The 20,680-nt window shown below is 63.5% G+C and carries 22 protein-coding genes; 12 read left to right on the forward strand and 10 right to left on the reverse strand.

Annotation, left to right across the window (positions count from 1 at the left end):
- Nucleotides 1-214 precede the first annotated feature (214 nt).
- The 11 genes from ccmA (at nt 215) to UCMB321_RS09535 (ending at nt 8,301) form a co-directional block, all read left to right on the forward strand.
- On the forward strand, nt 215-796 hold the full coding sequence (ccmA, locus tag UCMB321_RS09485) for a cytochrome c biogenesis heme-transporting ATPase CcmA (RefSeq protein WP_245220763.1): 582 nt from the start codon (nt 215-217) through the stop codon (nt 794-796).
- A complete protein-coding gene (ccmB, locus tag UCMB321_RS09490) occupies nt 793-1,461 on the forward strand; it encodes a heme exporter protein CcmB (protein ID WP_040065759.1) in 669 nt (222 codons plus the stop codon). The genes ccmA and ccmB overlap by 4 nt, the downstream gene beginning before the upstream one ends.
- A 45-nt stretch (nt 1,462-1,506) precedes the next feature.
- Nucleotides 1,507-2,265 carry a heme ABC transporter permease gene (locus UCMB321_RS09495; RefSeq protein WP_167337432.1) on the forward strand — a complete coding sequence of 253 codons (759 nt, stop codon included), beginning with the start codon at nt 1,507-1,509 and terminating at the stop codon, nt 2,263-2,265.
- The gene (gene ccmD, locus UCMB321_RS09500) at nt 2,262-2,438 is read left to right on the forward strand and encodes a heme exporter protein CcmD (protein WP_040065763.1); all 177 of its coding nucleotides are present in this window, start codon (nt 2,262-2,264) and stop codon (nt 2,436-2,438) included. Before UCMB321_RS09495 ends, ccmD begins: the two co-directional genes overlap by 4 nt.
- On the forward strand, nt 2,435-2,890 hold the full coding sequence (ccmE, locus tag UCMB321_RS09505) for a cytochrome c maturation protein CcmE (protein WP_040065765.1): 456 nt from the start codon (nt 2,435-2,437) through the stop codon (nt 2,888-2,890). Before ccmD ends, ccmE begins: the two co-directional genes overlap by 4 nt.
- A gap of 3 nt (nt 2,891-2,893) precedes the next feature.
- On the forward strand, nt 2,894-4,867 hold the full coding sequence (locus UCMB321_RS09510) for a heme lyase CcmF/NrfE family subunit (protein ID WP_040065768.1): 1,974 nt from the start codon (nt 2,894-2,896) through the stop codon (nt 4,865-4,867).
- Nucleotides 4,864-5,400 carry a DsbE family thiol:disulfide interchange protein gene (locus UCMB321_RS09515; RefSeq protein ID WP_040065771.1) on the forward strand — a complete coding sequence of 179 codons (537 nt, stop codon included), beginning with the start codon at nt 4,864-4,866 and terminating at the stop codon, nt 5,398-5,400. Before UCMB321_RS09510 ends, UCMB321_RS09515 begins: the two co-directional genes overlap by 4 nt.
- Nucleotides 5,397-5,867, forward strand: coding sequence for a cytochrome c-type biogenesis protein (locus UCMB321_RS09520; protein WP_040065772.1), 471 nt, complete (start codon nt 5,397-5,399; stop codon nt 5,865-5,867). The genes UCMB321_RS09515 and UCMB321_RS09520 overlap by 4 nt, the downstream gene beginning before the upstream one ends.
- Complete coding sequence (gene ccmI, locus UCMB321_RS09525; protein WP_040065773.1) at nt 5,864-7,063, forward strand: c-type cytochrome biogenesis protein CcmI; 1,200 nt, start codon at nt 5,864-5,866, stop codon at nt 7,061-7,063. The genes UCMB321_RS09520 and ccmI overlap by 4 nt, the downstream gene beginning before the upstream one ends.
- A 10-nt stretch (nt 7,064-7,073) precedes the next feature.
- A complete protein-coding gene (locus UCMB321_RS09530) occupies nt 7,074-7,469 on the forward strand; it encodes a lipoprotein (protein ID WP_040065774.1) in 396 nt (131 codons plus the stop codon).
- A gap of 193 nt (nt 7,470-7,662) precedes the next feature.
- A complete protein-coding gene (locus tag UCMB321_RS09535; protein WP_040065775.1) occupies nt 7,663-8,301 on the forward strand; it encodes a DUF5666 domain-containing protein in 639 nt (212 codons plus the stop codon).
- A 154-nt stretch (nt 8,302-8,455) separates the two neighbouring features.
- Here UCMB321_RS09535 and UCMB321_RS09540 read toward each other — a convergent pair whose 3' ends face one another.
- The 6 genes from UCMB321_RS09540 to gcl form a co-directional block, all read right to left on the reverse strand.
- The gene (locus UCMB321_RS09540) at nt 8,456-9,454 is read right to left on the reverse strand and encodes a sulfate ABC transporter substrate-binding protein (protein ID WP_040065776.1); all 999 of its coding nucleotides are present in this window, start codon (nt 9,452-9,454) and stop codon (nt 8,456-8,458) included.
- A 92-nt stretch (nt 9,455-9,546) separates the two neighbouring features.
- The gene (locus tag UCMB321_RS09545; protein ID WP_040065777.1) at nt 9,547-10,371 is read right to left on the reverse strand and encodes an ion transporter; all 825 of its coding nucleotides are present in this window, start codon (nt 10,369-10,371) and stop codon (nt 9,547-9,549) included.
- Between the two features lie 193 nt (nt 10,372-10,564).
- On the reverse strand, nt 10,565-11,485 hold the full coding sequence (locus tag UCMB321_RS09550) for an urea transporter (protein ID WP_040065778.1): 921 nt from the start codon (nt 11,483-11,485) through the stop codon (nt 10,565-10,567).
- 192 nt (nt 11,486-11,677) lie between these two features.
- Entirely contained in the window at nt 11,678-12,568 is an 891-nt protein-coding gene (locus UCMB321_RS09555; RefSeq protein WP_040065779.1) for a 2-hydroxy-3-oxopropionate reductase, read from the reverse strand.
- A 15-nt stretch (nt 12,569-12,583) separates the two neighbouring features.
- Nucleotides 12,584-13,366: a hydroxypyruvate isomerase gene (gene hyi, locus UCMB321_RS09560; RefSeq protein WP_040065780.1), complete on the reverse strand. Its 783-nt coding sequence runs from the start codon at nt 13,364-13,366 to the stop codon at nt 12,584-12,586.
- A gap of 18 nt (nt 13,367-13,384) precedes the next feature.
- Nucleotides 13,385-15,160 carry a glyoxylate carboligase gene (gcl, locus tag UCMB321_RS09565; RefSeq protein WP_040065781.1) on the reverse strand — a complete coding sequence of 592 codons (1,776 nt, stop codon included), beginning with the start codon at nt 15,158-15,160 and terminating at the stop codon, nt 13,385-13,387.
- 264 nt (nt 15,161-15,424) lie between these two features.
- Between gcl and UCMB321_RS09570 the strand changes: the two genes are divergently transcribed.
- On the forward strand, nt 15,425-15,865 hold the full coding sequence (locus UCMB321_RS09570; RefSeq protein WP_040065782.1) for a GlcG/HbpS family heme-binding protein: 441 nt from the start codon (nt 15,425-15,427) through the stop codon (nt 15,863-15,865).
- Nucleotides 15,866-15,878: 13 nt separating this feature from the next.
- Here UCMB321_RS09570 and UCMB321_RS09575 read toward each other — a convergent pair whose 3' ends face one another.
- From UCMB321_RS09575 to UCMB321_RS09590, 4 genes are all read right to left on the reverse strand, one after another.
- Entirely contained in the window at nt 15,879-16,487 is a 609-nt protein-coding gene (locus UCMB321_RS09575) for a TetR/AcrR family transcriptional regulator (protein WP_040065786.1), read from the reverse strand.
- Between the two features lie 198 nt (nt 16,488-16,685).
- Nucleotides 16,686-17,471, reverse strand: coding sequence for an outer membrane protein OmpK (locus UCMB321_RS09580; protein WP_040065788.1), 786 nt, complete (start codon nt 17,469-17,471; stop codon nt 16,686-16,688).
- A gap of 352 nt (nt 17,472-17,823) precedes the next feature.
- Entirely contained in the window at nt 17,824-19,179 is a 1,356-nt protein-coding gene (locus UCMB321_RS09585; protein ID WP_040065790.1) for a nucleobase:cation symporter-2 family protein, read from the reverse strand.
- Nucleotides 19,180-19,326: 147 nt separating this feature from the next.
- The gene (locus UCMB321_RS09590; protein WP_040065792.1) at nt 19,327-20,673 is read right to left on the reverse strand and encodes a urate hydroxylase PuuD; all 1,347 of its coding nucleotides are present in this window, start codon (nt 20,671-20,673) and stop codon (nt 19,327-19,329) included.
- Nucleotides 20,674-20,680: the final 7 nt, after the last annotated feature.

Genomic DNA, 20,680 nt, shown 5'->3' on the forward strand with positions numbered 1-20,680 from the left:
TAAGGCATCACATGTATAATGCGCTGCCATCCCCGAAAGTGTGTCCAAAATAGCGCAAAAATTGACACAGCTCTGTGGGGCGAGCTGCAAAAGCATTTATTCTGCTTCACTTTAACGGCTGCACCCGTGCCGACTTGAACTGTAAAAAGGCCTCGATCATTTGACCAGCCCTCTTCTAGAAGCCTTGGCGCTCGCCTGTGAGCGGGACGGGCGGATGCTCTTCGAGCACCTCGAGTTGCAGCTGCGTCCCGGCGATATGTTGCAGATCAGCGGTCCCAACGGCAGCGGCAAGACCAGCCTGTTGCGCCTGCTGGCCGGCCTGATGCAACCGACCGCCGGCGAGGTGCGACTCAACGGGCAACCCTTGAATGCCCAGCGCAGCGAGCTGGCGCGCATGCTGTTGTGGATCGGTCACGCCGCCGGGATCAAGGATCTGCTCACTGCCGAAGAGAACCTGCGCTGGTTGTGTGCCCTGCATCAGCCGGCCGGGCGCGAGGCGATCTGGCAAGCCCTGGCGGCGGTCGGGCTGCGTGGTTTCGAAGATGTCTCGTGCCATACCCTGTCCGCCGGCCAGCAGCGTCGCGTGGCCCTGGCCCGGCTGCACCTGGACAGCCCGCCACTGTGGATTCTCGACGAGCCTTTCACCGCCCTGGACAAGCAGGGTGTCGCCGAGCTCGAAGAACACCTGGCCGGTCATTGCGAGCGCGGTGGCATGGTCGTGCTGACCACTCACCACACGCTGGCCCGGGTGCCGGGCGGTTACCGCGATCTCGACCTGGGGCGGTGGGCCGCATGAGTGTCTTCGGCCTGTTGTTCGCCCGCGAAGCGCGCCTGCTGTTCCGTCGTCCGGCGGAGCTGGCCAATCCGCTGGTGTTCTTCGCCATTGTAGTGGCGCTGTTCCCGCTGGCGGTCGGCCCCGAGACAAATATGTTGCAAACTTTGTCTCCGGGACTGGTCTGGGTCGCGGCCCTGTTGTCCGTCCTGCTCTCGCTGGATGGGCTTTTCCGCAGCGATTTCGAGGACGGTTCGCTGGAACAGTGGGTCCTTTCGCCGCACCCCCTGGCCCTTCTGGTCTTGGCCAAGGTACTGGCACACTGGGTTTTTTCCGGCCTGGCCCTGGTCCTGCTCGCGCCCTTGCTGGCGCTGATGCTCGGTTTGCCCGGCGCCTGCTTGCCGGTGCTGCTGTTATCGCTACTCTTGGGTACGCCGGTGTTGAGTCTGCTTGGTGCGGTGGGCGCAGCCCTGACGGTGGGATTGAAGCGCGGTGGCCTGTTACTGGCCCTGCTGATCCTGCCGCTGTACATCCCGGTACTGATTCTCGGCAGCGGGGCCTTGCAGGCCGCGTTGCAGGGCATGCCGGCCACGGGGTACCTGCTCTGGCTGGGCAGCCTGGCCGCCCTGGCGGTGACCCTGACACCTTTTGCAATAGCGGCTGGCCTGAAGATCAGCGTCGGCGAATAATGAGGTCTGGTCGGTTGATGACCAGCAAAGACCCTTGGATGTACCGTGATGAACTGGACTTGGTTTCATAAGCTGGGCTCGCCCAAATGGTTCTATGGCATCAGCGGGCGCCTGCTGCCCTGGCTGAGCGTGGCCGCCGTGCTGCTGATCGGCATCGGCGTGGTCTGGGGTCTGGCCTTCGCGCCGCCGGACTACCAGCAGGGCAACAGCTTTCGCATCATCTACATCCACGTGCCGGCGGCCATGCTGGCCCAGTCCTGCTATGTGATGCTGGCGGTCTGCGGTGTGGTGGGGCTGGTGTGGAAGATGAAACTGGCCGACGTCGCGTTGCAATGCGCCGCGCCCATCGGCGCCTGGATGACCGCGGTGGCGCTGGTCACCGGGGCCATCTGGGGCAAGCCGACCTGGGGCTCGTGGTGGGTCTGGGATGCGCGCCTGACCTCGATGCTGATCCTGCTGTTCCTCTATTTCGGCCTGATCGCCCTGGGCAACGCCATCAGCAATCGCGACAGTGCCGCCAAGGCCTGTGCGGTGCTGGCGATTGTCGGGGTGATCAATATTCCGATCATCAAGTACTCGGTGGAGTGGTGGAATACCCTGCACCAGGGCGCGACGTTCAGCCTGACCGAGAAACCGGCCATGCCCGCCGAAATGTGGCTGCCGCTGCTGCTGACGGTGCTCGGTTTCTACTGCTTCTTCGGCGCCGTGGTGTTGCTGCGCATGCGCCTCGAGGTGCTCAAGCGCGAGGCCCGGGCCAGTTGGGTCAAGACCGAAGTCCTGAACGAGCTGGGGGTGGCCCGATGAGTTTTGCCAGCTTCGGCGATTTTCTCGCCATGGGCCATCATGGTTTGTATGTCTGGTCGGCCTATGGCATCTGCCTGGCCGTGCTGGCCCTGAACGTCGCGGCGCCGATCCTGGCCCGTCGGCGTTACCTGCAACAAGAGGCGCGTCGTCTGCGCCGGGAGAATGCCAAGTGAACCCGTTGCGCAAGAAGCGCCTGATCATCATCCTCGCCATCCTGGTCGGCGTCGGCGCTGCCGTGGGCCTGGCCTTGAGTGCGCTGCAGGAAAACATCAACCTGTTCTACACCCCGACCCAGATCGCCAACGGCGAAGCGCCCCATGACACGCGGATCCGCGCCGGTGGCATGGTGGAGAAGGGCTCGCTGCAACGCTCCAGCGACTCCCTGGATGTGAAGTTCGTGGTCACCGATTTCAACAAGTCCGTCACCATTACCTATCGTGGCATCCTCCCGGACCTGTTCCGCGAAGGGCAGGGCATCGTCGCCCTGGGCAAGCTGAACGCCGATGGCGTGGTGGTGGCCGATGAAGTGCTGGCCAAGCACGATGAGAAGTACATGCCACCGGAGGTCAGCAAGGCCTTGAAAGACAGCGGTCAATCCGCCCCCACACAAGCGAAGGAGGGTTGATCGATGATTCCTGAGTTGGGCCATCTGGCCATGATCCTCGCGCTGTGCTTCGCCCTGGTCCAAGCCGTTGTCCCGCTGTTCGGCGCCTGGCGCGGCGACCGCCTGTGGATGAGTCTGGCCCGGCCGGCGGCCTGGGGGCAGTTCTCCTTCCTGACGTTCGCTTTCGGGGTGCTGACCTACGCCTTCATGACCGACGACTTTTCCGTCAGCTATGTCGCCAACAACTCCAACAGCGCCTTGCCCTGGTACTTCAAGTTCAGTGCCGTGTGGGGGGCCCACGAAGGTTCGTTGCTGCTCTGGGCCTTGATCCTCGGCGGTTGGACCTTCGCCGTGTCAGTGTTTTCCCGGCAACTGCCGCGGGTGATGCTGGCCCGGGTGCTGGCGGTGATGGGCATGATCAGTACGGGGTTCCTGCTGTTCCTGATCCTGACCTCCAACCCGTTCTCGCGGATCCTGCCGCAGATTCCGGCGGACGGTCGCGACCTCAACCCGTTGCTGCAGGACGTCGGCCTGATCGTCCACCCGCCGATGCTCTACATGGGTTATGTCGGCTTCTCGGTGGCCTTCGCCTTCGCCATCGCCGCCTTGCTCGGCGGTCGTCTCGACGCGGCGTGGGCGCGCTGGTCGCGGCCCTGGACCATGGTCGCCTGGGCGTTCCTCGGGGTCGGTATCACCCTCGGTTCCTGGTGGGCCTACTACGAACTCGGCTGGGGCGGCTGGTGGTTCTGGGACCCGGTGGAAAACGCCTCGTTCATGCCCTGGCTCGTGGGCACGGCGCTGATCCACTCCCTGGCGGTCACGGAAAAGCGCGGGGTGTTCAAGAGCTGGACCGTGCTCCTGGCGATTGCGGCGTTTTCCCTGAGCCTGCTGGGGACCTTCCTGGTCCGTTCCGGCGTGCTGACCTCGGTGCACGCGTTCGCCGCCGACCCGGCGCGAGGCGTGTTCATCCTGATTTTCCTGCTATTCGTGGTGGGCGGTTCGCTGACCCTGTTCGCCCTGCGCGCCCCGGTGGTGAAAAGCCATGTGGGCTTCAACCTGTGGTCGCGGGAAACCCTGCTGCTGGGCAACAACCTGGTGTTGGTGGTGGCGGCCTCGATGATCCTCTTGGGCACGCTGTACCCGCTGGTGCTCGATGCCCTCAGTGGCGCCAAGCTGTCCGTCGGCCCGCCGTATTTCAATGCCTTGTTCATTCCATTGATGGCCCTGCTGATGGGGGTGATGGCGGTCGGTATTGTGGTGCGCTGGAAAGACACCCCGGTGAAATGGCTGCTGGGCATGCTGACCCCGGTGCTGTTGGGCAGCGTTGCCCTGGCGGTGGTGGCCGGGCTGGTCTACGGCGATTTCAACTGGGCGGTGCTGGCGACTTTCCTGCTGGCGGCCTGGGTACTGCTGGCCGGGGTCCGCGACATCCTCGACAAGACCCGTCACAAGGGCCTGATCAAGGGCCTGCCAGGCCTGACCCGCAGCTACTGGGGCATGCAGCTGGCGCACCTGGGCATCGCGGTCTGCGCCCTGGGCGTGGTGCTGTCGAGCCAGGAAAGCGCCGAGCGCGACCTGCGCATGGCGCCGGGCGAGTCGATGGAGCTGGCCGGTTACCACTTCGTCTTCGAAGGCGCCAAGCATGTCGTAGGGCCGAACTTCACCTCGGACCAGGGGACGATCCGGGTGATCGAAAACGGCAAGGAAGTGGCGCTGCTGCACCCGGAGAAGCGCCTGTACAGCGTGCAGCAATCGATGATGACCGAAGCCGGGATCGACGCCGGTTTCACCCGTGACCTCTACGTCGCCCTCGGCGAACCGTTGGAAAACGGCGCCTGGGCGGTGCGGGTGCACGTCAAGCCGTTCGTGCGCTGGATCTGGTTCGGCGGTCTGCTGACCGGGTTGGGCGGTGCGTTGGCGGCGCTGGACCGGCGTTATCGGGTCAAGGTGAAAAGCCGCGTGCGTGAAGCGCTGGGCATGAGTGGAGCGACGGCATGAAGCGTTGGTTGATGGTGTTACCGCTGGCAGTGTTCCTGGTGGTGGCGGTATTCCTGTATCGCGGGCTGTACCTGGATCCGTCCGAACTGCCGTCGGCGATGATCGGCAAGCCGTTCCCGGCGTTCTCGCTGCCCAATGTGCAGGGCGACAAGACCCTGAGCGTGGCCGATCTGCAGGGCAAGCCGGCGCTGGTGAACGTCTGGGGCACCTGGTGCATTTCCTGCCGGGTCGAGCACCCGGTGCTGAACAAGCTGGCCCAGCAGGGCGTGCTGATCTACGGTGTCAACTACAAGGATGACAATGCCGAGGCGCTGAAGTGGCTGAACGAGTTCCACAACCCGTACCAGCTGAATATTCGCGACGGGCAAGGCACCCTGGGCCTGGATCTGGGGGTGTATGGCGCGCCGGAGACCTTCTTCATCGATGCCAAGGGCGTGATTCGCTACAAGCACGTCGGGGTGATCGACGAGACGGTCTGGCGTGAACAACTGGCGAGCGTGTATCAGTCGCTGGTGGACGAGGCCCGGCCATGAAGCGCTGGTTAGCCGCGGTCGCCCTGGGCCTGGGTCTGGCCGGCGTGGCCCATGCCGCCATCGACACCTATGAGTTCGCCAATGACGCCGAGCGTGAACGCTTTCACGACTTGACCAAGGAACTGCGCTGCCCCAAGTGCCAGAACCAGGACATCGCCGACTCCAACGCGCCGATTGCCGCCGACCTGCGCCGGGAGATTTTCCGCATGCTCGGCGAGGGCAAGGACAACCAGCAGATCATCGACTTCATGGTCGACCGCTATGGCGACTTCGTGCGCTACAAGCCGGCCCTGAGTGGCAAGACCGCCTTGCTCTGGTTCGGCCCGGCCGGCCTGCTGCTGGGCGGTTTCGTGGTGATCGCGGTGATCGTTCGCCGTCGTCGCGCCGAGGGCGTCGCTGCCCCGGATGCGCTTTCCGCCGAGGAGCGCCAGCGCCTCGACCACCTGCTGGATAAAGAAAACGAATGATTGATTTCTGGCTCGCTACAGGTCTGTTGTTACTGATTGCCCTGAGTTTCCTGTTGATCCCGATCTTGCGCGATCGTCGCGTGCAGCGTGAAGAAGATCGCACCGCGTTGAACGTTGCCCTCTACCAGGAGCGTGTGGCCGAGTTGCAGGCGCAGCAGGCCGAAGGCGTGCTCAGCGCCGAACAGCTGGACAGCGGTCGGGCGGAAGCGGCCCGCGAGTTGCTGGCCGATACCGAAGGCGTGGCGCCGGCCCGGGTTTCGCGGCTGGGCAAGCCGTTGCCGCTGTTGGCGGCGCTGCTGGTACCGGTGCTGGGGTTGGGGCTGTACCTGCATTTCGGTGCCAGCGACAAGGTCGAGCTGACCCGTGAATTCGCCCAGGCGCCGCAATCCGTGGAAGAGATGACCCGGCGTCTGGAACGGGCGGTGGCGGCCCAGCCGGATTCGGCCGAGGGCCTGTATTTCCTCGGCCGCGCCTACATGGCCCAGGAGCGTGCCGCCGATGCGGCGAAGGCGTTCGAGCGCGCGGTCAAGGTCGCCGGACGTCAGCCGGAGTTGCTCGGGCAGTGGGCCCAGGCGCAGTACTTTGCCGATGGCAAGCGCTGGTCGCCGCAGGTCCAGGCGCTGACCGACGAAGCCCTCAAGATCGACCCGAAGGAAGTCACCAGCCTGGGGCTGCTGGGGATCGCCGCGTTTGAGGGGCAGCGTTACCAGGAGGCCATCGACTACTGGAAACGTCTGTTGGCGCAATTGCCGCCGGACGACAGTTCCCGTGCAGCGTTGCAGGGCGGTATCGACCGCGCCGGTGAAAAGCTGGTGGCGGATGGCGGCAAGGTCGCCGAGGCGCCTGTGGCCAAGGGCGCGCTGTTGAAAGTGCGGGTCGAATTGGCGGCTGAGCTGAAGGCCAAGGTCCAGCCGGGCGACAGCGTCTTCATCTTCGCCCGGGCGACCCAGGGGCCGCCCGCGCCGCTGGCGGCCAAGCGCCTGACCGTCGCCGACCTGCCGGCGACGGTCGAATTGAGCGACAGCGACGCGATGATGCCGCAATTGAAACTGTCGGGCTTTCCCGAGGTCCAACTGGTCGCGCGGGTGTCCCGGGCCGGCCAGCCGACGGCCGGCGAATGGGTCGGACGCAGCCAGCCCCTGGCCAGCAGTACCGCCGCGCAACAGCACCTGACCATCGACAGCCCGGACAAATAGAGAATTCGCCATGACCGCCATCGCACGCTTCACCCTGTTAACGCTGGTCCTCGGGTTGAGCGCTTGTGCGGTCCAAAGCCCGCCGACGCCGGGAGAGCCGACGATCCGGCCCTCCGGTCCCTCGACCCAACCTTATCCACCGTCCACGCCGGGCAAGCCGATCCAACCGAGCAAACCCCGTCCGAGCTTCTCACCGACTTTTGCCCCGCCACCGGGTGGTAACAGTCACTGGGACGGGCGGATGGGCGTCTATGTCCTCGACAACCAACCCAACACCTTCTATCGCCAGCGCACCTACTATCGCTGGGACAATGGTTGGAGCCGCTCCGTCAGCCCCAACGGACCGTGGGAAGACACCGATATCCATGGCGTGCCGCCTGGCTTGGGCAAGCAGTTCGGACAGTGAGTGAAAATGGCGACCCCAATGGGTCGCCATTTTTTTTGCAGGCGTCATTTTGCACTGCCTGGAAACACACCCTCCGGATGAAGAGTCAAAGCGCGAAGTCGATATTTTCATCCCCGAATCCTCTGATCAGGGCTATAACAGTCGTGTTGAATCCAGAATCGTTCACATCCCCACCCAAGGAACCTGACGTCCCATGAATTCGATTTTCGGCAAGTTGGCCCGCCGCAGTGCGTTGGCCTCGGCAATGAGCCTGGCTGTATTGATGTCTGTCGGCGTGGCACAGGCCGCCGATGCTCCGGCCCAGCGGGTAGGGGTGCGCGGGGAGATCACGGCGCTCGAAGGCGATGCGCTCAAGGTCCATACCCTTGGCAACGAAGAGGTCACGGTAGGGCTGACCAAGGACACCCAGGTCCGCGGTGTGACCCTGGCCAGGATTTCCGATATCAAGCCCGGCAGCTACATCGGCACGGCGGCGATGCCCGGCCCTGACGGGACGCTGACGGCGATGGAAGTTCACGTGTTCCCGCCGGAGATGGCCGGCACCGGCGATGGTCATCGACCCTTTGACCTGGCACCCGGCAGCAGCATGACCAATGGCCGCGTGGGTGAATTGAAAGTCGCCAACGGGCGCACCCTGACCCTCAGTTACAAGGGCGGCGAGAAGACGGTGGTGGTGCCGGAGAATGTGCCGGTGGTCAATCTGGTGCCGGGGGATCGCAGCCTGCTCAAGCCGGGGGTGAAGGTGGCGTTGTTCGCGGTGCCGGAGGTGGATGGCAGGCTGACGGCGTTGGGGATTTCGGCGGGTGAGAATGGGGTCAAGCCGCCGATGTAGCGGCCGTTCCATTATCTTGAAGACATCACCAACCTTGTAGGAGCCGGCTTGCCGGCGATGAGGCCTGTGAGCCTTGCATAGCCCGGTCGACCGCTATCGCCGGAAAGCCAGCTCCTACAGGTTTTGCGGTGTTTTCGATATTGCGTGGTATCAGTTACTTGCCGTTGTAGATCTGGTCGAACACGCCACCATCATTGAAGTGGGTCTTCTGCACCGTGCGCCAGTCGCCGAAGGTTTTTTCCACCGAGAGGAAGTCGACTTTCGGGAAACGGTCGGTGAACTTGGCCAGCACCTGCGGATCACGTGGGCGCAGGTAGTTGTTGGCGGCGATTTCCTGGCCTTCCGGCGACCACAGGTATTTCAGGTATTCCTCGGCCGCCGCACGGCTGCCTTTCTTGTCGACCACCTTGTCCACCACGCTCACCGGCGGCTCGGCCTCGGCGGATACGCTCGGGTAGATCACTTCGAACTGGTCGCGACCGAACTCGCGGGCAATCATTTCCGCTTCGTTCTCGAAGGTCACCAGTACGTCGCCGATCTGGTTGGTCATGAAGGTGGTGGTGGCGGCACGACCGCCGGTGTCGAGCACTGGCGCCTGCTTGAACAGCTTGCCGACAAAGTCCTTGGCCTTGTTCTCGTCACCGCCGTTCTTGAGCACGTAACCCCAGGCCGACAGGTAGGTGTAGCGTCCGTTGCCCGAGGTCTTGGGGTTGGGCACGATCACCTGGACACCGTCCTTGAGCAGGTCCGGCCAGTCTTTCAGGGCCTTGGGGTTGCCCTTGCGCACGATGAACACGGTGGCCGAGGTGAACGGCGCGCTGTTGTTCGGCAGGCGGCTGACCCAGTTGTCCGGCAGCAGCTTGCCGTTGTCCACCAGGGCGTTGATGTCGGTGGCCATGTTCATGGTGATCACGTCCGCTGGCAGGCCGTCGATGACCGAGCGCGCCTGTTTGCTGGAACCGCCGAAGGACATCTGCAAGGTGATGTTCTCATTGTGCTCGGCCTGCCAGTGCTTCTGGAACGCCGCGTTGTAGTCCTTGTAGAAGTCACGCATCACGTCGTAGGAAACGTTCAGCAAGGTCGGTGCGGCCTGGGCCAGGTTGGCAAAGGCCAGGCCCGCGGCGAGAAGTGAGGCGCCAAAGAGTTTTTTCACTGCGCAGTCCTTGTTTCAGCTGAGAGAGGGGCAATTTGCCAGCCACTATAACGGTGCTGGTATAGTCATTTAAAGATTAAAAAATACTTTGCTTATTCTATTTTGGTGTATAGCGCATTCCCGCAACGGGAGCAGAAAGAGGCTTCCGGTTCGTGGCTGTTTTTCCCGCAGACCGGGCAGTCGTGCTTGTGCGAATCGCCGCGCATGGCACTGGCCAGTTCGGCGGTGAAGATCCCGGTGGGCACGGCGATGATCGAGTAACCGGTGATCATCACCAGGGATGAAATCACCTGGCCCAGTACGGTCTTGGGCACGATATCGCCATAACCCACCGTGGTGAGGGTAACGATAGCCCAGTAGATGCCCTTGGGAATGCTGGTAAAGCCATGTTCCGGGCCTTCGACCACATACATCAGGGTGCCGAACACGGTCACCAGGGTGCAGACGCTGAGCAGGAACACCAGGATCTTCTGCTTGCTGCCGCGCAGGGCGTCGAGCAGATAGTGGGCCTGTTTCAGGTACGGCCCGAGCTTGAGTACCCGGAAGATCCGCAGCATGCGGATGATACGGATGATCAGCAGGTATTGGGCGTCGCTGTAGTAGAGCGCGAGGATCCCCGGCACGATGGCCAGCAGGTCCACCAGCCCGTAGAAGCTGAAGGCGTAGCGCAGCGGCCTGGGCGAGCAGTACAGGCGCACCAGGTACTCGACGGCGAAGACCAGGGTGAAGCCCCATTCGATATAGGCCAGGGCGTCGGCGAAGTGTTGGTGAAAGCTCTCGATGCTGTCGAGGATCACGGTCACCAGGCTGGCGAGAATGATCAGCAGGAGGATTTTGTCGAAGCGCCTGCCGGCGACGGTGTCGGATTGGAAAACCATGACGTAGAGCCGCTGGCGCCAGTCGTTGTTACTGTTCATGAGGTGTTGCCCAAGCTATGGATGCGCAAAGCCTGGGGGATTGCCGGTCAATGCGCAAGCCGGCGGGCTTTTGGGGCATTGGGTACGGTCCCTTGTAGGAGCCGGCTTGCCGGCGATGGCGGCCTTACGGGCGATGCATGACTTGAGGGCCTCATCGCCGGCAAGCCGGCTCCCACAGGATTTTGCAGTGCTTTCAGGATCCCGTTTCCTTTGCCGGCCAGCATTGGGACTGCGGTCTGCTGTTGCCTGTCTGGCGCAGCACGCGGGCCCCGGCGCGGATCAGCCAGCAGGCGAGGATAAAGGGTGCGGTCAACGGTGCAAGGCCGAGGGCGGAAAAGCCGGGTGTCAGCACGATCGCCAGGACGATGCCGATCAGCGTCGGCCACGGCGTGCGATGCTGCTGGCTCAAGGCGAGCGCTACCAGGGCCGGGTTGTAGCCGGCCAGTCCGAGCAGGGCTTGTGGCGAAGGATCATGGAGGAGGGCGAATGCCAGCCCGGCTGCACTACCGAGGGCGGCCCAGGCGGCAGCCCGGCGATTGGCGAGCAGCAGTCCGATGAGGATCGACAGACCCGCGAGGGGGTGGTCGAGGAACATGATCTGGCCCAGGCCCATGAGGGTGGCGTTGGCATAGGCGAGGGTGCCGTCGAGTGGCGGCGGCAAGCTGTGCGGCTGGCCCTGGGTGGCGAACGCCAGCAACAGCCAGCCCACGCCGACAAAGGGGGCGGTGTAGGCGGGCAGGCTTTGAGCGTCGTCGGTGTGCTTGAGCCATTGCCGGACCAGGATCGCGCCCAGGCCCGAGGCAGCGATGATCAGCGGCGGAATCAGGGCCGACCAGGGCAATTGCAGGCTGATCAGCAGGCCCAGCAGCACACCGTTGTAGCTGTAGAGACCGGCCTGGCGTTCGGCCTTGGGGTAGCCGCGACGTTGGGCGGTGAGCAGGCCGGCCAGGCCGCCCAGCAGCGCGCCGCCGAGCAGCGATGGCGCTGTCAGGACAATTGCCAGCAGGCAGCACAGGCCGCAGAGCGGATGGCGCTGGAGGAAAATCTGGCTGAAGCCGTTGAGCAGGGCGGTCGCCCAGTCGGGGCAGTGGGGCGTGTTGGCGATCTTGGGCATGGTGGTGTGTCAGGGCAAACGCTTCAATCAAGGCCGAACGCAATCAACTGTAGGAGCCCAGCTTGCTGGCGATAGCGGCCGATCAGGCGATGCAAGGCTCACGGGCCTCATCGCCAGCAAGCCGGCTCCTACAAGGATTGCGTTCAGTCGAAATCACAAGGACCGCGTTCAGCCGAAACGGGCTGCCGGGCTCTAGCGCTCGCGAATCGAGAAATTCGCCATGTGCTCCAGGCCCTTGATCAGCGCCGAATGGTCCCACTGGCTGCCGCCGATGGCCGCGCAGGTGCTGAATACCTGCTGGGCATTGGCGGTGTTCGGCAGGTTGATGTTCAGCTCGCGGGCACCGGCCAGGGCCAGGTTCAGGTCCTTCTGGTGCAGGCTGATGCGGAAGCCCGGGTCGAAGGTGCCCTTGATCATGCGCTCGCCATGCACTTCGAGGATTTTCGACGAGGCAAAGCCGCCCATCAGCGCTTCACGCACCTTGGCCGGGTCGGCGCCGTTCTTCGCCGCGAACAGCAGCGCCTCGGCCACCGCCTGGATGTTCAGGGCGACGATGATCTGGTTCGCCACCTTGGCGGTCTGGCCGTCACCGTTGCCCCCCACCAGGGTGATGTTCTTGCCCATGTTCTGGAACAGCGGCAGGGCGCGGGCGAAGGCCTGGGCGTCGCCGCCGACCATGATGCTCAGGGTGGCGGCCTTGGCGCCGACTTCACCGCCGGACACCGGGGCGTCGAGGTACTGCGCGCCGGTTTCATTGATCCGGGCCGCGAACGCCTTGGTGGCAGTGGGGGAGATCGAGCTCATGTCGATGACGATCTTGCCCGGGCCGACGCCGGCGGCAATGCCGTCGGCACGAAACAGCACGTCCTCGACCTGCGGGGTGTCCGGCACCATGACGATGATGAATTCGGCTTCCTGGGCGACTTCCTTGGGGTTCGCCAGGGCAACCGCGCCGGCGCTGACCAGGTCGACCGGAGCGGCGTCGTGGTGGTTGGACAGGAACAGGCTGTGACCTGCCTTTTGCAGGTTGGCGGCCATGGGGTGGCCCATGATACCGGTGCCGATAAAACCGATTTTAGCCATGAGAACGTCCTCTTCTTATAGTGCGTTATGGGTTTTCAACCAGCCCAGCCCGGCTTCGGTGCTGGTCAGTGGCTTGTATTCGCAGCCGACCCAGCCCTGATAACCGATGCGTTCCAGGTGCTCGAACAGGAACCGGTAGTTGATTTCCCCGGTCCCCGGTTCATGCCGCCCGGGGTTGTCGGCCAGTTGCACATGGTTGATCTCGGCCAGGTGGTCGGACAGGGTCCGCGCCAGGTCACCCTCCATGATCTGCATGTGGTAGATGTCGTATTGCAGGAACAGGTTGGCGCTGCCCACCTGCTGGCGAATCGACAGGGCCTGGGCCGTGGTGTTCAGGTAGAAACCAGGGATATCGCGGGTGTTGATCGCTTCCATCACCAAGCGGATGCCGACGGCTTCAAGCTTGCCGGCGGCGTACTTGAGGTTGTCGACGAAGGTCTTTTCCAGGAAGGCGTCGTCGAAGCCCTGGGGGCGGATGCCGGCCAGGCAGTTGATCTGGGTATTGCCCAGCACCTGGGCATAGGCGATGGCCAGGTCGACCCCGGCGCGGAACTCCTCGACCCGGTCCGGGTGGCAGGCAATCCCGCGCTCGCCCTTGGCCCAATCACCGGCCGGCAGGTTGAACAACACCTGGGTCAGGCCGTGGGCGTCGAGCTGCGCCTTGATCTCGGCCGAATTGAAGTCATAGGGGAACAGGTATTCCACACCGCTGAAACCGGCATCGGCGGCGGCCTTGAAGCGGGCCAGGAAATCCTGTTCGGTGAACAGCATGGAGAGGTTGGCGGCAAAGCGTGGCATGGTGGTCTCCTTGGTAGGTCAGTCGAGCAGCGCAATCGCCGTCGGCGCATCGTTGCCGACCAGCGCCAGGTCTTCGAACTCGTTGATGGCGTTGATCTCGGTGCCCATGGAAATATTGGTCACCCGTTCCAGGATGATCTCGACCATCACCGGCACCCTGAACTCTTCGATCATCGCCTGGGCCTGACGCAGCGCGCCCTGGATCTGCTCCGGCTCGAACACCCGCAGGGCCTTGCAACCCAGGCCTTCGGCGACGGCCACGTGGTCCACGCCATAACCGTTGAGTTCTGGCGCATTGAGGTTGTCGAAGGACAGTTGCACGCAGTAGTCCATGTCGAAGCCGCGCTGGGCCTGGCGGATCAGCCCCAGGTAGGAGTTGTTCACCACCACGTGGATATAGGGCAGCTTGAACTGCGCCCCCACCGCCAGTTCCTCGATCATGAACTGGAAGTCATAGTCGCCGGACAGTGCCACCACCTTGCGGTCCGGGTCGGCCTTGACCACCCCCAGCGCGGCCGGAATGGTCCAGCCCAGGGGGCCGGCCTGGCCGCAGTTGATCCAGTGCCGTGGCTTGTAGACGTGGAGGAACTGCGCGCCGGCAATCTGCGACAGGCCGATGGTGCTGACGTAGCAGGTGTCCTTGCCGAACACCTGGTTCATCTCTTCATAGACGCGCTGCGGCTTGACCGGCACGTTGTCGAAGTGGGTCTTGCGCTGCAGGCTGGCCTTGCGTTGCTGGCAATCCTTGAGCCAGGCACTGCGATCCTTCAGCTTGCCGGCGGCCTGCCATTCACGGGCCACTTCGATAAAGACGGTCAGGGCCGAGGCGGCGTCGGAAACGATGCCCAGGTCCGGGGTGAACACGCGGCCGATCTGGGTCGGTTCGATGTCCACGTGAATGAACTTGCGGCCTTCGGTGTAGACCTCCACGGAGCCGGTGTGACGGTTGGCCCAACGGTTGCCGATACCCAGCACGAGATCGGATTTGAGCAGCGTGGCATTGCCGTAGCGGTGGGAGGTCTGCAGCCCGACCATGCCGACCATCAGCGGGTGGTCGTCGGCAATCGTGCCCCAGCCCATCAGGGTCGGGATCACCGGAATGCCGGTCAGTTCGGCGAACTCCACCAGCAACTCGCTGGCATCGGCGTTGATGATGCCGCCACCGGCCACCAGCAGGGGGTGTTCGGCCTGGTCGAGCAGGGCCAGGGCCTTCTCGACCTGAATCCGCGTGGCGCTTGGTTTGGCCAGGGGCAGCGGTTGGTAGGCATCGATATCGAATTCGATCTGGGCCATCTGCACGTCGAACGGCAGGTCGATCAGCACCGGACCGGGGCGGCCGGAGCGCATTTCATAAAAGGCCTTCTGGAAGGCGTAGGGCACCTGGCCGGGTTCGAGCACGGTGGTTGCCCACTTGGTCACCGGCTTGACGATGCTGGTGATGTCCACGGCCTGGAAGTCTTCCTTGTGCAGCCGTGCCCGCGGTGCCTGGCCGGTGATGCAGAGGATCGGGATCGAGTCGGCGCTGGCGCTGTACAGGCCGGTGACCATGTCGGTGCCGGCCGGGCCCGAGGTGCCGATGCACACGCCGATATTGCCGGCCTTGGCGCGGGTGTAGCCCTCGGCCATGTGCGAGGCGCCTTCGACATGACGAGCGAGGACGTGATCGATACCGCCGACTTTCTGCAACGCGCTGTACAGCGGGTTGATCGCGGCACCGGGAATGCCGAAGGCGGTGTCCACGCCTTCGCGACACATCACCAGGACGGCAGCTTCGATTGCTCTCATTTTGCTCATTATTTTGTGCCTCTTGCGTTTTGTAATTGTATACAAGTTGCTGTGTGGCGAGTGTATTCATGGCAGGTGGCGAAGGTCAATGCCTTTTCTCGAACGATATGAAGATTCGTTCCAGGGCCATTTATCGGGTGTCTGAGTGGATTTAGCTGCGTATATTGCTATTTTTGTATACAAAAATATTGTTTGTTGTGTTCTATTTGTTTTGGCGGACGGCTCCTGAAGCGGAGCGTCAACGGCTTTCCCCTCACCTATAAGGACGGCACCATGAGCGCTTTAACCTTGAATCTCGCAGTCAGCCTGGCCAGTCAGGCGATTGCCGCCGGCCGGGCCATTTCGGCGGCGCCACTGACCATTGCGGTGCTGGATGGCGGCGGACACCTGGTGACGCTGCAGCGCGAGGACGGGGCGAGCCTGCTGCGTCCGCAGATCGCCATCGGCAAGGCCTGGGGCGCGATAGCCCTGGGTAAAGGGTCGCGATTGCTGGCGCTGGATGCGCAGCAACGGCCGGCGTTCGTGGCGGCGTTGAACAGCCTGGGGCAGGGCAGCGTGGTACCGGCGCCGGGTGGCGTGTTGATTCGCGATCAGGACGGGAAGGTGATCGGTGCGATCGGGATCACTGGCGATACATCGGATATCGACGAGCAGTGCGCGATCAGCGCGGTCGAGGCGTTAGGGCTGGTGGCGGATGCCGGGGTGTCAGTCTGATAGACGCCACGGTCTACCGGTCCGGTTCACAGCCCTTGAGCACCAGCCGCACGATGGTCTGTGCCGCTGCCTCATAGTCGGCATCTTCCAGCTTGGCCTTGCCGGTGATCGAGGAGATCTGCCAGTCGAAATCGGCATAGGTCTGGGTCGCGGCCCAGATGCTGAACATCAGGTGATGGGGATCGAGCGGGGCGATCAGGCCGCGGTCGATCCAGCTCTGGATGCAGGCGATATTGTGCCGGGCCTGGGCGTTGAGCTGTTCCACCTGCTCGGCGCTCAGGTGCGGCGCGCCGTGCATGATTTCGCTGGCGAAGACCTTGGACGCGAAAGGCAGGTCGCGGGAGATACGGATCTTCGAGCGGATATAGCCGGCCAGCACTTCAGCGGGCACACCTTCGGGGTTGAACGGTGTCGAGGCCCGGAGGATCGGCTCGATGATGCTTTCCAGCACCTCGCGATAGAGGTTGTCCTTGGACTTGAAGTAGTAGTAGACGTTGGGCTTGGGCAGGCCGGCCTTGGCCGCGATATCGCTGGTCTTGGTGGCGGCGAAGCCCTTGTCGGCGAACTCTTCGCTGGCGGCGCGCAGGATCAGTTCTCGGTTGCGTTCGCGGATGGTGCTCATAAACCAGGTTTTTCCTTGCCGGCCCGGGCGGTTGGGCATGGTAGCACCGGGTTTGCGCAAGGCTCAAGAATGCCTCTCCCGCACATTCACAGCGATATTTGTTGGAGGAGCGAGCTTGCTCGCGATGGGCGCCACTGACCCCATCTCCGGCAAGTTCGCTCCCATGAGATTCACGCGGTTCTCAAGCGCCCACCGCCATCAGAAGTGGTACTTGATCAACAGGCTCGCGGTGTCCTGGTTGGTCTTGAAGTCCGTGCTGCTTTCGACCCCGTACTTGTTCTTCCAGTAGTCGTATTCAAGACCCACATAGAGTCGCTTTTCGCCCCAATGCAGGGCCTTGCCCAGGTCGTACTTGATCTGCGGGTTGAAGTGCAGGTTGGCGTGGTAGACCCCCTTGGCGTTGCGGTCGTTGTCCACCACCCAGTCCATGTAGCCGTCGATCAGCACGTCCGAGCTGCCCACCGGCAGGGTATAGGACCAGACCGGGGTGATCTGCCAGATATTGCTGCCCGGGCGGTTGCTGTCGGTGTGGCGCTGGTAGAAGTTCAGCTGGAAGTAGTCGAAACCCGGTACATCCAGGTCGAAACCGGGACCGAACAGGTAGGCGTTGGTGTCGCCTTCGCCGAACTCATAGGTCAGGGCCAGCAGGACGTCCTTGACCGGGCCGAAGGCGAACGAGCGGTCGAAGATCTTGCCCATGGACAGGCGCGGGCTGATCTCGCCGTAGTAGGTGCTCGGGCCGAGATTCTGGTCGGGCTTGCCGTTGTAGAAGATCCGGTCGAGGAAGAAGAAGTTGTCGCCGTATTTCCAGGCGTCGGCGTGTTCGAAGGTGAGGGTCTGCTGGATCTGCGGATTGACGGTGAAATTCTTGCCGTACAGGTAGGTCAGGCTGTTGTTTTGCCATTGCAGCAGGTCGCTTGCGCAGGCAGGTCCCGCGCTCAGCAGGGCGGCGGACAGTATCAGGCTCGTACAAGTGCGCTTCATGGGTTGCTCCCTAAGGTCAGTGGTTCCACGATTCCGTCGTTCGGCGCTCTGGGGCTGGCGCCTTTTTTCTCTGTTTGCCACCACCGAGTGGCCAGCCCGCCTGCTCCTGGCAAGGGCTGGATCAAGCTGAAAAAGAGTCAAAGGCTCCTCATCCGGCTGTCTGCGGGACAGTCGAGCGGGGAGGGCTTCGATGGGCCTTGAGGTTGTCCCGCGCCGGGATAAGGGGCGCTTGGGTCAGGTGTCGGTGGCGATGGCTTGTTCGAGCGGATTCGAGCGGGCGCGCAGCATACTGACTCGCGCCACAGGGCTCAAGAGCCCCGTTCCAGAGCGCTCGGATCCGCCGGCCAGGGCGTCAGTGCTGATGAACATGCCCGCTGAGTGCCGCCCGTTCGGCGCCCCCCAGCACGTTGAACAGCAGGTTCAGGGACACGGCGCTCAGGGTCGCCATGGCGATACCGCTATGGGTGATCGGACCCATCCACAACGGCAGGTGGGCGAAGAACTCCGGTCGCACCACGGGGATCAGACCCATGCCGATGCTCACCGCCACCAGCAGCTGATTGCGCCGGTCGGAGATGTCGGCTTCCTGGAGGATCTTGATCCCGGTGGCCGCCACCATGCCGAACATGGCGATGGCCGCGCCGCCCAGCACCGCCGGCGGAATCGAGGCCACCAGGAACGCGGCCTTGGGCAGCAGGCTGAGGATGATCAGGAAGAGCCCGGCGACCGCTGTCACCGAGCGGCAACGCACGCCGGTCATCTGCACCAGGCCGATGTTCTGGGCGAAGGAGGAATGGGTGAAGGTGTTGAAGAAACCGGCGAGGAACGACGCGCCGGCGTCGCACAGCAAGCCGCGCCGGAGCATGCGCGGGGTGACGTCCTGGCCGGTGATCTTGCCCAGGGCCAGGAACATCCCGGTGGACTCGACGAAGATGATCACTACCACCAGGCACATGGACAGGATCGGCGCCAGGTGAAACTGCGGCAGGCCGAAATGCAGCGGGGTGACCACCTTCAGCCAGGGCGCCTGGGCCAGGCCGCCGAGGTCGACCATGCCTATGACGCCGGACAGGGCATAGCCCAGGACCATGCCGATCAGCACCGAGATATTGACCCAGAAACCGCGCATGAAGCGGTTGATCAGCAGGATGGTGGCCAGTACCAGTGCGGCCACCGTGAGGTAGATCGGCGAGCCGAACGGTACCGCCGTGTTACCGCCGCCGGCCCAGTTGACCGCCACCGGGAACAGTGAGAGGCCGATGGCGGTAATCACCGTGCCAGTCACCAGCGGGGGGAAGAAGCGCACGACTTTCGACATGAATGGGGCGATGAGCAGGCCGAAGAAACCGGCGGCGATGGTGGCGCCGAAGATGCCGGGCATGCCGATGCCGGGCATGCCGGCCATGGCCACCATGCTGCCGACGGCGGCGAAGCTGGCCCCCATCATCACCGGCATGCGGATGCCCATGGGGCCGATGCCGAGGGATTGCACCACGGTGGCGATACCGGCCACCAGCAGGTCGGCGTTGATCAGAAAAGCGATTTCCTCACGACTCAGGCCGGCGGCCTGGCCGATGATCAGCGGTACGGCGACGGCGCCTCCATACATCAGCAGGACGTGTTGCAGACCCACCAGGATCAGTTGCAACAGGGGCAGGCGCTGGAGAGCGGGTGCGGCGGGGATGCGCGGTTCGGATAACTCGGACATGCAACACCTCGGATTTTTTATTCTTGTGGTTTTAGCGCTGTGTGGTTGCGAACAGCCTTCTTGAATCGGTTACACCTGTGTGGCGAATGGGACTTTTGTAGTGAGTGGGCTTGCCCACTCGCCACAAAAAAGCTTGAGCTTCAGGTCTCAGTTGGTATGCGCGCCCTGGTTGATCCAGGCACCGATCAGGTCACGTTCCTGCTGGGTCATCTGGGTGATGTTGCCCAGTGGCATGATCTGGCTGGCAACGGCCTGGGCCTGGATGCGCGGGGCCAGTTGCTGGATCTGTTGCGGGGTGTCGAAGATCACCCCCGCCGGTGCCGAACTGAACAGCGGGCTGGTGGGCTGGGCCGAATGGCACACCGCGCAGCGCTCCTGGATCACACTGTGAACCTTGTCGAAGCTGACATCGGCGGCACTCGCCGTCGCGGTGGGCGCTGCAGTTGGAGCTGGCGTTGGAGCAGCCGGTGCGACCGCAGCGACGGGCGCCGCTGGTGCTGCTGCCGTCGTCTCGGCCGGCTTGCCGCCCAGCGCGGTTTCCGGCAGGGGCTGGTATTCGATCTTCTCCGGCGCCTTGGCCACTTGCGGTGCACTCGGGGTCGACGCGGGGCCGGTGACATAAGCCAGGCAGATCATCCCCAAGGCCGCGACCGGCAAGGTCCAGGCAAACTTGTGGCTGTTGTGGCGGGTGTTGAAATAGTGCCGCACCAACACCGCCAGCACCGCGATCCCGGCCAGGATCAACCAGTTGTACTGGCTGCCGTAGGTGCTCGGGAAGTGGTTGCTGATCATGATGAACAGCACCGGCAGGGTGAAGTAGTTGTTGTGCCGCGAACGCAGCAGGCCCTTGGCCGGCAGGGCCGGGTCCGGCGTGCGGTTCTCGGCGATGGCCGCCACCAGGGCGCGCTGGGCCGGCATGATGATGCGGAACACGTTGCCGACCATGATGGTGCCGATGATCGCGCCGACGTGCAGGTACGCCCCGCGACCGCTGAACACCTTGCTGAGCCCGTAGGCGGCGGCAATCAGCAGCACGAACAGGATGAGGCCGAGCAGGGCCGGGCGCTTGCCCAGGGCCGAATCACAGAGGAAATCGTAGACGAACCAGCCGGCGATCAGCGCACCGATGCCGATGGCCACGCCCTCGGGGCCGCTCAGGCCGCTGCCGGGGGCCACCAGGTAGAGCACGGGGTTGGAGTAGAACACGATGCACAGCAGCGCGATCCCCGAGATCCAGGTGAAGTAGGCTTCCCATTTGAACCAGTGCAGGTTGTCCGGCATGGTCGGTGGGGCCAGCTTGTATTTTTCCAGGTGGTAGATACCGCCGCCGTGGATCGCCCACAGGTCGCCCGCCAGGCCTTCCTTCGGGTTGACCCGGTTGAGGTTGTTCTCCAGCCAGACGAAGTAGAACGACGCGCCGATCCAGGCCACGCCGGTGATCATGTGAATCCAGCGCACGCTCAGGTTCAGCCATTCCATCAGATGTGCTTGCACAGTCTTT

It is taken from the genome of Pseudomonas batumici (assembly GCF_000820515.1).
Lineage (GTDB): Bacteria > Pseudomonadota > Gammaproteobacteria > Pseudomonadales > Pseudomonadaceae > Aquipseudomonas > Aquipseudomonas batumici.

Bases quoted from the DNA above. Each gene is read 5' to 3' on its own strand.
- ccmA (WP_245220763.1), top strand. From the start codon at position 215: ATGCTCTTCGAGCACCTCGAGTTGCAGCTGCGTCCCGGCGATATGTTG.
- ccmB (WP_040065759.1), top strand. From the start codon at position 793: ATGAGTGTCTTCGGCCTGTTGTTCGCCCGCGAAGCGCGCCTGCTGTTC.
- ccmD (WP_040065763.1), top strand. From the start codon at position 2,262: ATGAGTTTTGCCAGCTTCGGCGATTTTCTCGCCATGGGCCATCATGGT.
- UCMB321_RS09510 (WP_040065768.1), top strand. From the start codon at position 2,894: ATGATTCCTGAGTTGGGCCATCTGGCCATGATCCTCGCGCTGTGCTTC.
- UCMB321_RS09515 (WP_040065771.1), top strand. From the start codon at position 4,864: ATGAAGCGTTGGTTGATGGTGTTACCGCTGGCAGTGTTCCTGGTGGTG.
- UCMB321_RS09520 (WP_040065772.1), top strand. From the start codon at position 5,397: ATGAAGCGCTGGTTAGCCGCGGTCGCCCTGGGCCTGGGTCTGGCCGGC.
- ccmI (WP_040065773.1), top strand. From the start codon at position 5,864: ATGATTGATTTCTGGCTCGCTACAGGTCTGTTGTTACTGATTGCCCTG.
- UCMB321_RS09530 (WP_040065774.1), top strand. From the start codon at position 7,074: ATGACCGCCATCGCACGCTTCACCCTGTTAACGCTGGTCCTCGGGTTG.
- UCMB321_RS09535 (WP_040065775.1), top strand. From the start codon at position 7,663: ATGAATTCGATTTTCGGCAAGTTGGCCCGCCGCAGTGCGTTGGCCTCG.
- UCMB321_RS09545 (WP_040065777.1), bottom strand. From the start codon at position 10,371: ATGAACAGTAACAACGACTGGCGCCAGCGGCTCTACGTCATGGTTTTC.
- UCMB321_RS09550 (WP_040065778.1), bottom strand. From the start codon at position 11,485: ATGCCCAAGATCGCCAACACGCCCCACTGCCCCGACTGGGCGACCGCC.
- UCMB321_RS09555 (WP_040065779.1), bottom strand. From the start codon at position 12,568: ATGGCTAAAATCGGTTTTATCGGCACCGGTATCATGGGCCACCCCATG.
- hyi (WP_040065780.1), bottom strand. From the start codon at position 13,366: ATGCCACGCTTTGCCGCCAACCTCTCCATGCTGTTCACCGAACAGGAT.
- gcl (WP_040065781.1), bottom strand. From the start codon at position 15,160: ATGAGCAAAATGAGAGCAATCGAAGCTGCCGTCCTGGTGATGTGTCGC.
- UCMB321_RS09570 (WP_040065782.1), top strand. From the start codon at position 15,425: ATGAGCGCTTTAACCTTGAATCTCGCAGTCAGCCTGGCCAGTCAGGCG.
- UCMB321_RS09575 (WP_040065786.1), bottom strand. From the start codon at position 16,487: ATGAGCACCATCCGCGAACGCAACCGAGAACTGATCCTGCGCGCCGCC.
- UCMB321_RS09580 (WP_040065788.1), bottom strand. From the start codon at position 17,471: ATGAAGCGCACTTGTACGAGCCTGATACTGTCCGCCGCCCTGCTGAGC.
- UCMB321_RS09585 (WP_040065790.1), bottom strand. From the start codon at position 19,179: ATGTCCGAGTTATCCGAACCGCGCATCCCCGCCGCACCCGCTCTCCAG.